The following is a 14,742-nucleotide window of genomic DNA, read 5'->3' on the forward strand; positions in this document are numbered from 1 at the left end:
CCTTTACGAGCAGTTAATCTCCGACTTAACTTCTTTGAACTCCCAGAACTTTGAAGTCGGAGTCTTACTGCTCGTTAAGGCTTGAGGTAAATTGGTTCGGCTTTTATCCTAAATGAGGTGAATACATGCTAAGAGGTTTATATACTGCAACTGCAGGAATGTTATCACAGCAAAAAAGAGTAGAAATGCTTTCAAATAATATTGCAAATGCGAATACTAACGGCTATAAATCAGATCAGTCAGCTGTTCGGGCTTTTCCGGAAATGCTTTTGAATCGTCTTGAAGACAGTAAGACACCAATCAAGAATGGTGCGGCGTTTGGAACGAGTACAACGATAGGTTCTTTAAATACAGGTGCGTATTTACAAGAACTGATTCCACAGTTCACACAAGGCGATATAAAAGAAACTGGCTTACTAAGCGATGTAGCGCTTGTAGAGGAAGTCGTACCAGTTAATGGTGAAACAAATTTAAAAGGTTTGCTTCTTTTTCCAGTGCAGATGGAAGATGGTGCAATACGTTATACGAGAGACGGGCATTTTACTGTTGATTCAAGTGGGGTTCTTACATCAAATGGCCGTCCAGTATTATCTACTGAAGGCAGACAAATTCAAATACAAGGCAATGAATATCAAATTTCGCCGGAAGGTGTTATTACAGAAAATGGTCAAAGGGTTGCCCAAATCGATGTCCGTTTTGAAGGAGATATAAGAAATTTAGTGAAAGAGGGAAATGGATTATATCGTACTGCTGATAATAATGCCTTGCCTTCAGCCATTGGAAACGGACAAATACAATATAGTCTTAAACAACAGTTTTTAGAACGTTCCAATGTGGATGTTGCAAGAAACTACACAGATATGATGACCGCTTATCGTGCTTTTGAAGCGAATCAAAAAGTGCTGCAGGCATATGATAAAAGCATGGAAAAAGCAGTGAATGAAATCGGAAGATTAAGATAGTAGGGGGAATACACATTGCTTCGCTCAATGATTACATCGACTAATACGATGACACAATTGCAAAGACAGCTCGATGTTATCGGGCATAATCTTTCTAATATAGATACACAGGGATATAAACGGACGGAAACAAATTTCAATGAGCTTCTTCGTCAGCAATTCAATAACCAGCCTGACCGCACGAAGGAAATCGGACGTTTAACAGATTTTGGTATAAGACAAGGGACAGGCGCGAGATTAACAACATCGACTGTATTTACACAAGGTTCACTTAAACAAACAGGGCGAAAGCTTGATGTTGCATTTACGAATCCCGGTCAATTCCTTCAAGTTAATGCTGATGGTGAAATTCGTTATACAAGAAATGGCTCCCTTTATTTATCGCCTAATGAAAACGGTCTGTTGACACTCGTTACGAGTGAAGGACATCAGGTACTTGATGAAAATCAGAATCCGATTATTTTTGATGATACATTCAGTGATTTATCTATTTCTCAAAATGGAACGATTACAGCATCACCGAAAGATGGAAACGAACTGCCGCAAATTGCAAACTTAGGAATTGTCCGTGTTGACAAGCCTTCTGCATTAGAACAGGCAGGTGGAAATTTGTACTCCATTAATGCAGGAAATGCAAATATAAATGATGTATTAACGTATTTAGATGGTGACAACCGCCAATTAATTGGTTTACAGCAAGGTTCATTAGAAATGTCCAATGTAGATTTATCAAAAGAAATGACAGAATTGATGCTCTCACAGCGTTCATACCAGATGAATGCAAAATCGATTACGATGGGAGATCAAATGCTTGGGCTGATTAATGGAGTAAGGTCATAATAAAGGAGCTTAGAACATTGTCCGCTAACGAAAAGGGAAAGCTGTCTGCTAGTAAAGAGGCTGAAAAGGAGAAGAAATCCTCTCGGGAAAAAAGCCAATTAAGTGAGATAAAATTTTTAATCAGAAGCCGTATCCGCTTAATCCCTATTTGGCTTCGGATTGTCCTTCTGCTTTTTTTTATGATGCTTAGTACAATCTTTGGTATTTTAATCGGTTATGGAGTAATCGGTGATGGAGATATGATAGATGCGCTAAAAAGTTCAACATGGCAGCATATTATTGATTTAGTTGAAAAAGAAAGTGAAGAATAATATACTTTTTAACAAGGGAAGGTGAAAGCCTTCCTTTTGTCGTATTGATACATAGTTAATTTAACCAGGATAAAGGAGAATGAAAATGTACGATATCCAACAAATTAAAGAAATTATTCCACATCGTTATCCATTTTTACTAGTTGATAAAGTGTTAGAAATTGAAGAAGGAAAGCGCGCAGTCGGTATAAAAAATGTATCGGCAAATGAAGAATTTTTCAATGGACATTTCCCGGATTACCCGGTAATGCCTGGTGTGCTGATTGTTGAAGCACTTGCACAAGTTGGTGCTGTTGCTATTTTGAAGAAAGAAGAAAATAAAGGAAGGCTTGCTTTTTTTGCCGGAATTGATAATTGTCGCTTTAAGAGACAAGTAAAACCAGGTGACCAGCTGAGATTAGAAGTTGAAATCATTCGGTTAAGAGGATCACTCGGAAAAGGAAAAGCAGTTGCCACTGTTGATGGTGAAATTGCTTGTGAAACAGAAATTATGTTTGCACTAGGTGAGTAATTGCGGGATCCCCTGCAATTACTCTTTTTTTGTAATAGGACTGCTCCTATTAGCGGTTTCGTGAAGTAGTGGAAATTTTGAAAGAAGAAAGGGACCGGAAGAAATTTTTCTGACATTCTAAAAGAAAAAAGGAGAATGTATAAAAAGGATAAGAACAATCTTTTTACACATTCTCCTAAAGTTAATATAATTTGTTGAAGACTTATCGGACAGCTCTATTCTTTTATTTTGAATCGCTGTTTAAGAGCTTGCCTCATCTTTTTTTGTTTCGTGTATACCGGTACGAAATGCTTGAAGGAGAGTTTCGCCAGTCAAACCTTGTGACATTAAATTACTAAGCAGTTCACGCGGATCATGAGTGAACCGTCTCGACAGCATACGTCCTTCTAATAATATTGAAATATTTTTATCCAGCTCAGTGATAGATTTTACTCTTACAATAACCGGTGCAGGCGAGTTGCTTTTTTTAGATATAGTAATGAATAGGCGAGTTTCTTGCTCAGATTGAACATAGTTTTCAAAAAAGGACTGATAGCTGCTAGGAATGAGAGCTTCAATTAACCAGGAATTTTCCCCGTCATCCTTATTAATGACGAGTCCATCGACTAAAGTTACTTCCTCAATTCTTTTCTTTCCTTCATTACGTTCTATTTTTAAACCGACAAGTTTGAAGGTTTTCATCTTTGCCTCCTCACTATTCTTAAATATTTAGTTGTCATTATTATAACATAGCATGCCATATTTTATAATTTTGATCGATTATTAACAAAATAGGAAATTATATAAGTAATAAATAGATATTCGTGGAAAAACCTTCTGTTTCACTTTGAAAGACACATTTTTAAATAGAAAATCCCTATCAAAATCAGATTTTGACAATTTTCTATTTTTACATGAATGGCTTACAATGTGCCTGTATAAGAGGTGAGATTCATCCCTCAGTTATTTAAAGGAGAAAGGAGAATAAATGATTAATCAAGTGACACTTGTTGGCAGGCTTACTAAAGATCCGGAAGTAAGGTATACAGCAAACGGAGCCCCGGTAGCTAACATTACATTAGCGGTTAATAGACAATTTAAAAATGCAGCAGGGATCATTGATACAGATTTTGTGAATTGTACTATTTGGCATCGAACTGCTGAAAATACAGCAAATTATTGTAGAAAAGGTTCTATTGTTGGGATTACCGGCAGGATTCAAACCCGTAATTATGATAATGCGGAAGGCCAACGCGTGTATGTCACAGAAGTTGTTGCTGACTCAGTGCGCTTTATGGGTGGGAAACCTCGAGAACTTATGGAACAGGATGCTTAAATTGATTCCGATCTTAGTGGGCAGTAGGACCTCTGCTCAAAGCTATGGGAATGTGAGGAAGCTAGTTAGGAGATCAACTGTCTGTATCGTGCGGTCCTCAGTTAACTATTAGTGGGGGAGGAGAAAAAACTCCCACTGATGGAAGTTCACTTTATCTTAATATCCTTCATTAGAAAGAATCAAGGGTATACCTCTATCCTCCTCATTTGGATGCTAACTCAAAAAAAGGAGAAATTCTCTTTTTGAGTTAGCGTTTTTTGGATAATCAAGATGATATTTTCTTATCGAGCAGTTTGATCAGTTTTTCCCATTCAGGTGCTTTTTTTTCGGGTGTATCTTTTCCTTTCTTCACTATGGAAACCTCCTAGTCTTAGCCTATTGAAAGTGTGAAAAGCTCTTCAAGCTCTTCCGAGGAAAGCTCTGTTATCCAATTTTCACTTTGAATAATTTCATCGTTTAATGTTTGTTTTTTATCCAGCATTTCATCAATTTTCTCTTCAATTGTTCCTATCGTAATAAGCTTGTGTACGTGTACGAACCGCTCTTGGCCGATTCGGTAAGCACGGTCCGTTGCCTGGTTTTCAACAGCAGGATTCCACCAGCGGTCATAGTGGATAACGTGGTTAGCTGCTGTTAAATTAAGCCCTGTTCCACCAGCTTTTAATGATAAAATTAAAAACGGAAATTCCCTATTCTGAAATGATTCCACCATTTTATCCCGCTCAGCTTTTGGAACACTTCCATTTAGAAATAATACTTTTTTTCCAAATTCCTTTTCTAGCAGCCCTTTTATCATTTCTCCCATTCCGATATATTGTGTGAAAATGAGGCAGCTTTCTTTCTGCTCATCGATATGAGATGTTAATTCGAGTAGTTTTTCTATTTTTTGTGATCTTGTTATTACTTTTTTAGGTTCATGTTCTTTCAAATATAATGCAGGATGATTGCATATTTGCTTTAATTTTCCGAGCATTTTTAAAATGAGCGCTTTTCGCTGCATTCCTGCTAATGATGCAACTTCTTCAAAAGTATCTTTTACAAGCTGTTCATATAGAGATGCTTGTTCGACAGAGAGCGGGATATATTCCTTTTGCTCTTGCTTTTCAGGTAAATTTAAAGCAACCTGTTCATCTCTTTTCGTTCTTCTTAATAAAAACGGCTTAATCAAGCGCTGCAGCTGATCAATTTTTTCATTATCCCGATCTTTTTCAATCGGCAGTACAAATCTTTTATGGAAGCTGTGCAAACTTCCTAAATATCCTTTATTTAAGAAATCAAAAATGGACCACAGCTCCGTCAGCCTATTTTCCATCGGTGTTCCAGTAAGAGCGATATGATGTTCCCCTGTCAGCTTCCGAATGGCCCTTGACTGCTTTGTATGGGCATTCTTAATATTTTGTGCTTCATCCAGGCATACTGTGCTCCATGTAATAGAGGAGAGCTCTTCAAAATCAGTATGTGATAAACCATAGGAAGTTAAGATGACATCAATATTATCAAGAGACTTTTCAAAATCTTCTCCTTTTGCCCGATTAGGCCCGTAATGTAAGTGAATATTAAGATGTGGAGCAAACTTTTCCAGCTCTTTTTGCCAGTTCCCAAGTACGGATGTAGGTGCAATAATTAATGCTGGATGTGCTGGCGATTCATTCTTCTTTACATATGTGAAGTAGGAAATCATTTGAATCGTCTTCCCAAGTCCCATATCATCCGCCAGACATGCCCCAAAACGCACACTGCGTAAAAATAACAGCCAGTCGAAGCCTTGCTGCTGGTACGGGCGGAGTTCTCCTTGGAAATTCTCTGGTACGTTATGAGAAGGAAGTTCCGTCGTATACGTCAGCTTCCGAAGCATTGCTTTCATTTGCTGATTTAATTCAATTTGAATGTTTGCAAACGCACGCATATTAAGCTCATCTGTTTCATCCGCTTCCGGAGTGATCAGTTCCTGCTGAAGAATATCAGATATATGCAATCCTTCTCGTTCTGCTTTCTTCAATACTGCCTGTACTTGTTTGATAAAAGCAGGATCAAGCTTAATCCATTGCCCGCGAAACTGCACGAGGCGGCGCTGTTTGGAGACGAGTTCTAAAAATTCCTCTTCACTCATTTCCACTCCATTCGTTGAAAAGCGCCAGTTGAAATCAATGAGTGAATTCATACCGACAAATGACTGTCCTCTTGCTGTTGGTGCTACTTTAGCTTTTAGCATAAGACGGGATTCTCTTACAACATCCCACCAAGATGGGAGCAAGATTTCGATTCCCATATTTACTAATGTTTCACTGGCTTCTGTTAAAAAGAGCCAAGCATCATTTTCAGAAACATGTGTTGTTCCGCTTGTAAAAGAAAGCCATGGAATTAATTCAGAGAACCGCTTTTGCTCCCGCTCAATTTTGGAAATATAAAGTTTATAATTTCGGGGCAGATCCTCTTCACCTTGATAAATAATGAAATCCTCTTCTTTTTTCTTGTCGCGGAGGAGTAATTCTAATTTCCAGTCATCACCATCAAAATCAGGCTCGTTTAATCTGAGACCGATTGTGAATGGGGAAGAATCTATATTCCAGCCGATCTTCTCCAGAAAATCATCCTCATCAAGAAAATGACCCTGTAAAGATGTAATGACTGGATACGATTTTTCAATGTTTTCCCATGCTTGTTTTAAATGATAATCATGATGAATGAGATCATTTATTGCTGCACTGAACCATTCAGCAGTAAAACCCTCGAGCTCGTTATTTTTATCCCGCCATCCGAATGTACCCCGCTGCCATGTATGAAAATCAGGGATATATTCATGGTTGGAAACAAGCTTGTATATTGTTTTAGCCTGATTGCTGAGTTTCATGGAATGTTCATCGAAAGAAACATTTACGAGAGAATTAAATGTTTCTTTTCCGAGAAGCTCCACAATCATCCATGGTGATAAGCGCACCGACGGCATTCCGATATAACTTATATCTTCTAATGACGTACCGTAGTAGGAGGATTCATGCCAAGTGAAAAGATACCGTATGAACTCGTGCACCTCAAGCGCCTGTTGTTCATTTTCTGTTGTACAGTACAAATAAAAATGAAAATCTTCTATTTGCTCGCAGTGCAAAGTGATATTTAAAGTATTAAGCATGAATTAATTTTCCTTTCCTCAATTCTTCCTGAAAAGCACGGAGCCTTCTATGTTCTTCAGAAATTCTCATGAGATAATTCTCAAATACTTCTTCTTTTTTCAGTTTGCGATAAATTGTTTTTAATTTTTTTAAATATTTTACAGCTGTTTTATAATTTTGCCTTGTCTTATACTTAATCTCCTCTTCAACTGCATGATGGTATAGAGGTAAAACAGCTTTGGGCTCCGCTTTTTCTGCCTCTCTTAAATAAAATGGATCAATTTCTACAATGGAAAATCCGAGTAATGCTTGAACTTCAATCCATTTCCGGTATTTTTGTTTATGAAGTAAAAAATCATGGTACTCAGAAAAACTGTAAGGAAGGGCAGCTTGGCATGCATCCTCATAAAATTGTTCATTTTTTGTTTGTTCTACATACCGTTTAACTAATCCCATAAAATAATGAATTGTCCCACGCTTTTCTTCAAAGGAAGCAGGGGCATTTATATATTGAGGAATAATTTGTACTGAAAAAGAAAACCACTTTGAAAGTCGTTGTATATTCTTTTTATGAATAAGATCTTCTATCCAATCGAATGTGTACGGAAAAGCGAATACAGATGCTGCTGCTAAATTTTTAAATAAATGATCATCCTTTGATTGGAGAAAATCCATATGCATACGTGCCAGATCATATTCAGCAGGGAAGAGTTTATAATTCTCCTGATCTGCTGCTAGTTCTTCTCTTTCTTTTGCAATCCATTTATCCCTTCTCAGCAGCTCAAGCCAAAGTGTTCGGTACAATGATAATCGTTCAAACTCATAGTATTCACTGCAAAATAATAAGTCCCGAAATCGGCCGATACTGTCTTCCAAAAGTGGATCAAGAGCAAAAGGCAATGCATAGCGTTTCATTTCTTTTATCGCAGCTCTTACTTCATCGACAAGCTGCAAAAGGTATGGAGAAAAAATATGTTGTAACATATAATCATCTGGCTTCGTCTTATTAAGTAATTCCGCCATTTTTATAAAAGTTGTCACAGCTGCTTGAATATTGAAAAATTGCTTCATTTCAGGTGATGCAGGTGCTTTCAACTTAATGGAAGGATAGTAATGAAGATATAAGCTTTGTACTAGCTGGTTATGTGATAGGGAATCCGCTTTATCACGCCACTTTTCGTATTCATCATCAAAAAAAGCAATCCAGCTGGAAAGCGAATTTTCATCATAATCTTTCCCGGACTTTAACAAGGAGCTGGCTCTTTTTAGCTGTGTAAGAATATTCTGCTGGTCTTTATCTTCTTTCCAATGATCAATGAAGGTAGCAAGCCGATCAACATTTGCATATATATAAAGGAAAGTTGCGATAATATGCTTACAAATAGAATTAGACGGACAAGAGCATGAGCTTAGGTTGAAAAATTCAAAATTTAATCGTACTTGAACAGATGTGACATCTTGAACTTTAGCAGAAATAGAGTCACTAGTTGTTTTTATATTATAGACATTACCTTGTCGGTATAAAACCAAGCCTTTTTTAATGAGATTCGAGCTATGTTCATCATTTACTGGAAGTAACCGCTTAATTTGCTCACCAGCTCCAAGCACTTGTTCTTTTCTAAGTTCTGAATCGAGCATGATTAACTGCCTCCTTTCAAAAATACATCAATTCTCTTATTATACATGATAAGAGAATGTTCAAAAAGGTTTGGCAGCTCATAAAAAAGGGGATAGATGAAAGGATAGAATATTATTATTCTTTTCCGTCTTGTTATAAGAATGGCTGGAGAGTATAATTATGTAAATCTGAGAAAGGGAATTTGTAGAATGAAAGACTTAAAAGAAGCAGAACTTCTGCAAATTTTATTGCAGGCCTACCAAAAAGGCGAACAAACAAACGATATAACAACAGAAGAAATGTTAGAAGAGATTGTTCTTGAAATTAAAAAAGTATATACAGTATAAATCGTCCTAGTTAATTTTCACAAAAGGAAAACTCCTTTTACAGGTATATAAAAATATCTGCAAAAGGAGTTTTTTATTATAAAATATATTCGATCCAGCACCTGAGGCATTAAATTAACGTAAAACGAGTTCTCTTGCTTTCTTAATATAAGAGGCACAATTCGTATCATATTTGCCGTCAATCCATTTTGCCAGTGCATTCATCGTGCTTAAAAACTCATTTTGATGGGTTTTACTTATTGCTGATTCATATAATCCAGGGAAATCTTCTGCAAAAAGCTGTTTCCAGAATGATTCATCCAGCTCATCCCAGCTTAATAAAGATTTTTGTTTAAGGATAATGCTTAAATCCATTAAACTATTTCTATATTTTCTAACTGTATTTTCAGCTTTACCATTTGTTTTTTCCTCATAGAAATTTACGAGATCAGTTGCATAAAATTGTTTCATTGTTTCTGCCGATAATCCGAGCTCTTCATAATCACTAATATCCTCTTCGGCTAAAACTACCGGTTTATCTGGTCTTTCAATTGGTATAATAGAAGACTGTCTATTTTCCCCACCGGTTACAAATGGTGAGAGTGGAAGACCGAGCTCTTTCCGTACAGAATTAAAATCAGCTGTGACTTCAACTTTTTCGTATCGGTTTAATACTTGCAGGTACATATTGTATTCAGTTTGTTTCAGCCATGTTTGTGCATCATCACTTTGTCCAATTCTCACTAATTCCCTTAATGAAGAATTGTTATAAAGTGGGATTGATGTATCAAGCTCAGAAGATAAGTCATGCTGGACGTAAAGTGCAAAATATTCAGGAATATTATCCCCGTCTAATTTTATAAGCATATTCTTTACTTGTGCATTGATTGGAAGTGTTAACAGATCGATTGCTTCATCTTTAAACGAAAGGATGGAAGTTAAATCTTTCATTCTTGATTCAAATTCTCTTACGTGCTTCTCGTCAAATGAAACAAATGTAAGAGCCTCATCTTTGATTGAAATGCTAGCAAGCACTTCAGCAAAAATAACGCTTCCGTCCATTTCGCTGTCCACGTAGCGGCTCCAATTCTTGGCCCAGCTAATTTGCAAATGTGTATCCTTTTCATCCAGCTCATCGATAACGAATTCTTCCTGCTTGCTGAAAAAGTTTATAACTTCCTGCTGATCCAGTACATTATAATGCAGTGTAAATTGGTAGATCTCATGACTTACTTCCTCGAATTCATCCCTTTCGTCTTCCTTCTTAAAGAGGTCTTCATTAGAAATAAATTGCGCTAAAATTTCAGGGAAATAGTCAACAAGAATCTGTTTATGATCTTGACCTTTCTCCTCCATTAGCTCCTTTATTTTCTTAGAAGTGAAATCAACAGCAGCTGGACCATTAAATTGTCTTACACCGTTAAAATAATGTTTGCCCTGAAAAGGTTCAGGTACAGCAAATGTACTAAACCACGGTGTGAAAGACGGGACATTTGACTCGTTATTTGGAACAGGAAATTGCTCTTTCGTAAAAATATCTTCAAAAAGGATTTCTTTTTCTTCTTTCTTAACCGCTTGTAGTAATCTCGGAGTAAGAGTCGTCCAAGTTTTCGCCATCTCTCTTTCCTCTTGAGATAAGCGAGATTCATTCTCCTGATAGAACCATTCTATTCCACGCAGTCCATTCTCAAAACGATGGAAGAAATAATGCCAAAATTGAAAAAAACTAGTTTCTACATTTTTAGGCAGAAGACGTTTTGTTCTTTGCTTAAATTCAGATTGCAAATGATAGATTTCATTTAAAGAAAGTTTTTTTTCTAAAAAATCATTTAATTTTATAACAAGATTATGTTTCTGCTGCAGAAATTTTTCTTCTTTTACATGATCCAGTTGAATAATATTTTCTTTCTGTAAACAGCATTTCTTGTATTTTTTCCCACTACCGCACGGGCAAGGTTCATTTCTTGAAATTGACATTTAATCACCTTTCCAATTGAATTGCTTTATCTATTATAACTTTTCTCTCGTATACTTTCCAATGTTCGCAGGAGTGATCAATTTTGATATACCTAAAGATTATAATGATATAAACGTAAAATATCAATTTCTTCACATTTCTTATCTGTTTCGACAAATTAAAACATATTACTGCTAATTCTACTTTAATGCTACAACAAAATACGTTAGACTAACAATAGATAACTTGAAAGTGGTGAAATGATGGGCATTAGTAGGAACGGGCCTTGCTTTTGCGGGAGCGGGGAAAAATATAAAAAATGCTGTATGAAGAAAAACGTCGTTTCATTGGACAGTATTCGTGACGGTGAACTTAACCAGTTTCAATATGAATTATTAGAATTTGCTATGAATCATTATGGTGAGGAACTTTCGGAAATAACCGAAGATATTATAAGTGATCAATTTTTAGATGGAGATGAAGAAGAACTCATTACATTTCTGCTTACAGTGTGGGGTGTATTCTCCTTTACAATTGATGATGGGCAAACGATCATCGATCAGTTTATTACTCAGAAGAAGAATGAGAAATCAATTAGAATGTCTTCTTTAACTCAATTAACAGATTGGAAAAATACATTTCCATCTTTATGTGAAGTAACAAGAATAATAAATGAACGAGAAATAGAAGTAAAAGATATTTTTACGAATGAAAAAAGAAATGTTAAGCTCATCGAAAAAGACGATACGATCCAAAAAGATGGGCTTATTATCGGGTTTCTAGTTCCATACGGTAAATATTATTCATATTTTACAATATTTCTTGATTTTCCAGCTGATGAAACTCCAGATATTCTAGCTGAGATTTATGAATTATATGAACAGGCTGAATATGACGATTACTCGATTTTTATGAGAGATTTGTTCCCTGCTATTCTTATGAAAATGGTTTTAGGGGAAGTGGAAGAAGAATTGAGTATGGAGCAGCTGCGATGGGATAATCCAAAATATGAAGAAACAGCCCTTTTGTTCCAAAAAATGATGGAGGAAGAAGAGCTGCCAGAGCAGATTGCACATATAGGTGTGATGTTCTGGTATCTTTATTGTAAAAGGGAAAGCCCTTCTATTAGAAAGCCGGAAATATATGCGGCAGCATTGCATTATTTTGTTGATATGAATACACCTTTTCCGAGCTTTTACACAGATACAGAATTATCGGATTTATATGGTGTAAGATTAGCAGCAATGTTAACAGCGTATCGGGGCCTGGAAGACAGTTTAGCCGATGAGATACAGGAAATGGATCATTTATTGGAGTACGGACCACCTTTACATGACATAGTAGAAGGAGCCCTTCATTTAGAAAATAATTTACTGCCGTTTATTCCGAGGAAAAAATAATTCTTTTTACAAATAGATAGTCTGGCTCTTACATTTGGAGACAGACTTTTTGTATGGGAAGGGTATATGCCTCATTAATAGATTCATTGTAAACATATACTCAAGCTAGCTTCATTCGTGCTGGAAAACATCATTATTTTCTTTGGAAAATAGTTTCAAGGGAAGGCTGCCCTCGATTTACAATATATATATGAATACTTTATTATAAGAATATGGAATTTTGTTAGAGACTGTCCCATTATACAGTCGAAGGGAGGGTAAAAATATATGCAGCAAGTTCGCTTGTTTGAAAGCCTTTTTAGGCCGTCTGTTTATTTCGAAAGTCTTCATAAGGCAGAACAAACAAGAGGTTTCATGTGGAGATTACTAGTTTTAGTTGGATTAAGTGTTATTCTTTCCATTCTTACTTCTTATTTGGGATTTGGAACAGAAGGTATTATGAGAAATATGGATAGAGCCGGCAGCGAGAAAATAGAAACGGCTAAGCTTTTTTTCGGAATTGGACATATATTAGCAGGATTGATATTCCCGTTTCTCGTAATTATGTTCTTCACTACATACTATTGGATTTTCTTTGAGCTAAATTTGAAAGAATTATTTAAAGTTCAACTTTATCCAATGTTTATTCTTCTAATAGAAAAAATTGCTAATTTTCCAGTTTTCTATTTTATCGGGAGTCATAAAGAATCATCTCCTTTTGGCTTTGGGATTATTATGCAAGTTTTAACTGAACATCCGATGCTAAGCGTGCTTGCAGGTCAGTTGACAGTTTTTCAGTTTTGGGCAGCAATTATACAAGTTATTGCTTTGAAGAAAATGACTGAAAACAGTCTCTCAAAAATTTTATTGATCGTTATTGGAGGGCATATTATTTATATATTCGCTATTACAATCGTAACTCTCCTCATGAGAGAAGTGAATATTACATTATAAGGAGGGGTGGCAAAATTGAAGAAGCTGGTAATTGTTATTTTTACTACAATTTTCGTCTCCCTGTTTATCCTTAATATGTTCCTTTTACTTACGGATGATAAGGTGACACGTTCTATTCAAATGAATGAGCAAATTTTTGCAAAAAAAGATGACATGCGTGAAACTTTAGAGACAAAAGGAATTGTAAAACCTGGAGACGAATATTCAGTGCGTTATAAAGCTGAAATGGGAGAAATTTCAACTGTTTATGTAGATGAAGGAGACACAGTTGAAGCGGGGTCCATGCTGTTTTCCTACGATTCATCAAAAATTGATCGTAAAATAGAAAAAATGAATGAAAGACAGACGAAAATAACAGGTACAATAAAAGAGTTGGAATCTGAAATTATTAAGTTGGAATCTGAACAGAAAAGCAGCAGTGGAACTTTAACAGAACAAGAAGAAGCAAAGAGGCAAAATGATGCGGTTCTTGCTACATCTAAAATTAATCAGAAACAAGATGATATAAAAGATTATGAGTTGAAAATAACAGAAATGGAACAGGAAATAAGTGAGCTTGAAGTAGAAAAAGAAGGCCTCGTTATTAAAAGTAAAATCGCAGGAACGGTAAAAGAAGTAAATCGGGTTGCTGAAGAAGATGATGATATCGTTATGTTGCTTCAAACAGAGCATCCAAATCTTGTTGAGGGAAAAATTACGGAAGAGGAAGCGGTAAAGCTGGAGGAAGGACAGAAAGCATTAGTAACAGCAGATGTCATTCCAAATAAAACATACAGCGGTACAATTGACAGGCTAACGATGATTCCGCTTAAGCCGCCATCATTAGAAGAAAGCCAAACAATTTATCCTTATATCGTTCAGCTGACAGATGAGACGAAAAAGCTTCACCACGGCTACCATATGAATGTTCAATTCGTATTAAAAGAACGGGAACAAGCAATTATTATACCTGAATCCGCCATCATGACAGATGGAGAAAAAGAATATGTTTATATTATAAAATATGGACAGCTTCACAAAACGAATATCGTGAAGGGGATTCAAATAAGAAGAGATGTCGAGATTGTAAAAGGATTGAAAGAGGGAGACCGGCTCGTTCCTAATCCAACTCCTTTCCTGAAAAATAAAATGGATATCTTTACAACATTTGATGAGAGCAAGCTTTCGAAAAAGTTGAATAAATCTCTTAAAGCAGATGAGAAAGCTCTCCTTATGTTAAAAGGATTTACAAACTAAATGATGAAATAAAACCTCCTTATAAAGCAGAAAATTATGCTTTATAAGGTTTTTTTGTTTGAATAATAATTTTATTAGTATGTTCAAAAGCTCATTTTGAAAAACTACTATTCTTCATAAAAACGAATTTTTCATCCTCTTTGATAGCTGAATTTTGAAAATGATATAATATTGTATAAAGTGAAACTTCCATCAGTGGGGGGGGTCATCCCCTCACTGATGG

The 14,742-nt window shown here is 35.9% G+C and carries 13 protein-coding genes; 9 read left to right on the plus strand and 4 right to left on the minus strand.

Going from position 1 to position 14,742, the window contains the following annotated elements:
* Positions 1-125 precede the first annotated feature (125 nt).
* The 4 genes from BFA01S_RS16845 (at position 126) to fabZ (ending at position 2,624) form a co-directional block, all read left to right on the plus strand.
* Positions 126-962, plus strand: coding sequence for a flagellar hook-basal body protein (locus BFA01S_RS16845; RefSeq protein WP_066233312.1), 837 nt, complete (start codon positions 126-128; stop codon positions 960-962).
* A gap of 15 nt (positions 963-977) precedes the next feature.
* Positions 978-1,802, plus strand: a complete 825-nt coding sequence (locus tag BFA01S_RS16850; protein WP_066233315.1) for a flagellar hook-basal body protein — start codon at positions 978-980, stop codon at positions 1,800-1,802.
* 17 nt (positions 1,803-1,819) lie between these two features.
* A complete protein-coding gene (locus BFA01S_RS16855) occupies positions 1,820-2,113 on the plus strand; it encodes a DNA-directed RNA polymerase subunit beta (protein ID WP_082800048.1) in 294 nt (97 codons plus the stop codon).
* A gap of 85 nt (positions 2,114-2,198) precedes the next feature.
* Entirely contained in the window at positions 2,199-2,624 is a 426-nt protein-coding gene (fabZ, locus tag BFA01S_RS16860) for a 3-hydroxyacyl-ACP dehydratase FabZ (protein ID WP_066233318.1), read from the plus strand.
* A gap of 240 nt (positions 2,625-2,864) precedes the next feature.
* On the opposite strand, the gene BFA01S_RS16865 is transcribed toward fabZ, so the two are convergent.
* Entirely contained in the window at positions 2,865-3,305 is a 441-nt protein-coding gene (locus BFA01S_RS16865; RefSeq protein ID WP_066233321.1) for a YwpF family protein, read from the minus strand.
* A 286-nt stretch (positions 3,306-3,591) separates the two neighbouring features.
* Here BFA01S_RS16865 and BFA01S_RS16870 point away from each other — a divergent pair, with 286 nt between their 5' ends.
* Positions 3,592-3,939: a single-stranded DNA-binding protein gene (locus BFA01S_RS16870; protein WP_066233325.1), complete on the plus strand. Its 348-nt coding sequence runs from the start codon at positions 3,592-3,594 to the stop codon at positions 3,937-3,939.
* Between the two features lie 370 nt (positions 3,940-4,309).
* Here BFA01S_RS16870 and BFA01S_RS16875 read toward each other — a convergent pair whose 3' ends face one another.
* Together BFA01S_RS16875 and BFA01S_RS16880 are read right to left on the minus strand one after the other, a co-directional pair.
* The gene (locus tag BFA01S_RS16875) at positions 4,310-7,069 is read right to left on the minus strand and encodes a DEAD/DEAH box helicase (RefSeq protein WP_066233328.1); all 2,760 of its coding nucleotides are present in this window, start codon (positions 7,067-7,069) and stop codon (positions 4,310-4,312) included.
* Complete coding sequence (locus tag BFA01S_RS16880; protein ID WP_066233330.1) at positions 7,062-8,687, minus strand: SWIM zinc finger family protein; 1,626 nt, start codon at positions 8,685-8,687, stop codon at positions 7,062-7,064. Before BFA01S_RS16880 ends, BFA01S_RS16875 begins: the two co-directional genes overlap by 8 nt.
* Before the next feature lie 189 nt (positions 8,688-8,876).
* Between BFA01S_RS16880 and BFA01S_RS22895 the strand changes: the two genes are divergently transcribed.
* Entirely contained in the window at positions 8,877-9,014 is a 138-nt protein-coding gene (locus BFA01S_RS22895; protein WP_169800494.1) for a YwzD family small protein, read from the plus strand.
* A gap of 114 nt (positions 9,015-9,128) precedes the next feature.
* On the opposite strand, the gene BFA01S_RS16885 is transcribed toward BFA01S_RS22895, so the two are convergent.
* Entirely contained in the window at positions 9,129-10,970 is a 1,842-nt protein-coding gene (locus tag BFA01S_RS16885; protein ID WP_066233333.1) for a YecA family protein, read from the minus strand.
* Positions 10,971-11,213: 243 nt separating this feature from the next.
* On the opposite strand from BFA01S_RS16885, the gene BFA01S_RS16890 reads away from it, so the two are divergent.
* The 3 genes from BFA01S_RS16890 to BFA01S_RS16900 all read left to right on the plus strand — a co-directional run bounded on the left by BFA01S_RS16890 (position 11,214) and on the right by BFA01S_RS16900 (position 14,519).
* Complete coding sequence (locus BFA01S_RS16890) at positions 11,214-12,350, plus strand: YecA family protein (RefSeq protein ID WP_066233336.1); 1,137 nt, start codon at positions 11,214-11,216, stop codon at positions 12,348-12,350.
* Between the two features lie 267 nt (positions 12,351-12,617).
* The gene (locus tag BFA01S_RS16895) at positions 12,618-13,283 is read left to right on the plus strand and encodes a hypothetical protein (protein WP_066233340.1); all 666 of its coding nucleotides are present in this window, start codon (positions 12,618-12,620) and stop codon (positions 13,281-13,283) included.
* Between the two features lie 15 nt (positions 13,284-13,298).
* A complete protein-coding gene (locus BFA01S_RS16900; RefSeq protein WP_066233341.1) occupies positions 13,299-14,519 on the plus strand; it encodes an efflux RND transporter periplasmic adaptor subunit in 1,221 nt (406 codons plus the stop codon).
* The last annotated feature ends 223 nt before the right edge of the window (positions 14,520-14,742 follow it).

The organism is Metabacillus fastidiosus NBRC 101226, assembly GCF_001591625.1.
Lineage (GTDB): Bacteria > Bacillota > Bacilli > Bacillales > Bacillaceae > Metabacillus > Metabacillus fastidiosus.

Coding starts and splice junctions, on each gene's coding strand:
- BFA01S_RS16870 (WP_066233325.1), top strand. CDS start 3,592: ATGATTAATCAAGTGACACTTGTTGGCAGGCTTACTAAAGATCCGGAA.
- fabZ (WP_066233318.1), top strand. CDS start 2,199: ATGTACGATATCCAACAAATTAAAGAAATTATTCCACATCGTTATCCA.
- BFA01S_RS16845 (WP_066233312.1), top strand. CDS start 126: ATGCTAAGAGGTTTATATACTGCAACTGCAGGAATGTTATCACAGCAA.
- BFA01S_RS16875 (WP_066233328.1), bottom strand. CDS start 7,069: ATGCTTAATACTTTAAATATCACTTTGCACTGCGAGCAAATAGAAGAT.
- BFA01S_RS22895 (WP_169800494.1), top strand. CDS start 8,877: ATGAAAGACTTAAAAGAAGCAGAACTTCTGCAAATTTTATTGCAGGCC.
- BFA01S_RS16865 (WP_066233321.1), bottom strand. CDS start 3,305: ATGAAAACCTTCAAACTTGTCGGTTTAAAAATAGAACGTAATGAAGGA.
- BFA01S_RS16880 (WP_066233330.1), bottom strand. CDS start 8,687: ATGCTCGATTCAGAACTTAGAAAAGAACAAGTGCTTGGAGCTGGTGAG.
- BFA01S_RS16890 (WP_066233336.1), top strand. CDS start 11,214: ATGGGCATTAGTAGGAACGGGCCTTGCTTTTGCGGGAGCGGGGAAAAA.
- BFA01S_RS16885 (WP_066233333.1), bottom strand. CDS start 10,970: ATGTCAATTTCAAGAAATGAACCTTGCCCGTGCGGTAGTGGGAAAAAA.
- BFA01S_RS16895 (WP_066233340.1), top strand. CDS start 12,618: ATGCAGCAAGTTCGCTTGTTTGAAAGCCTTTTTAGGCCGTCTGTTTAT.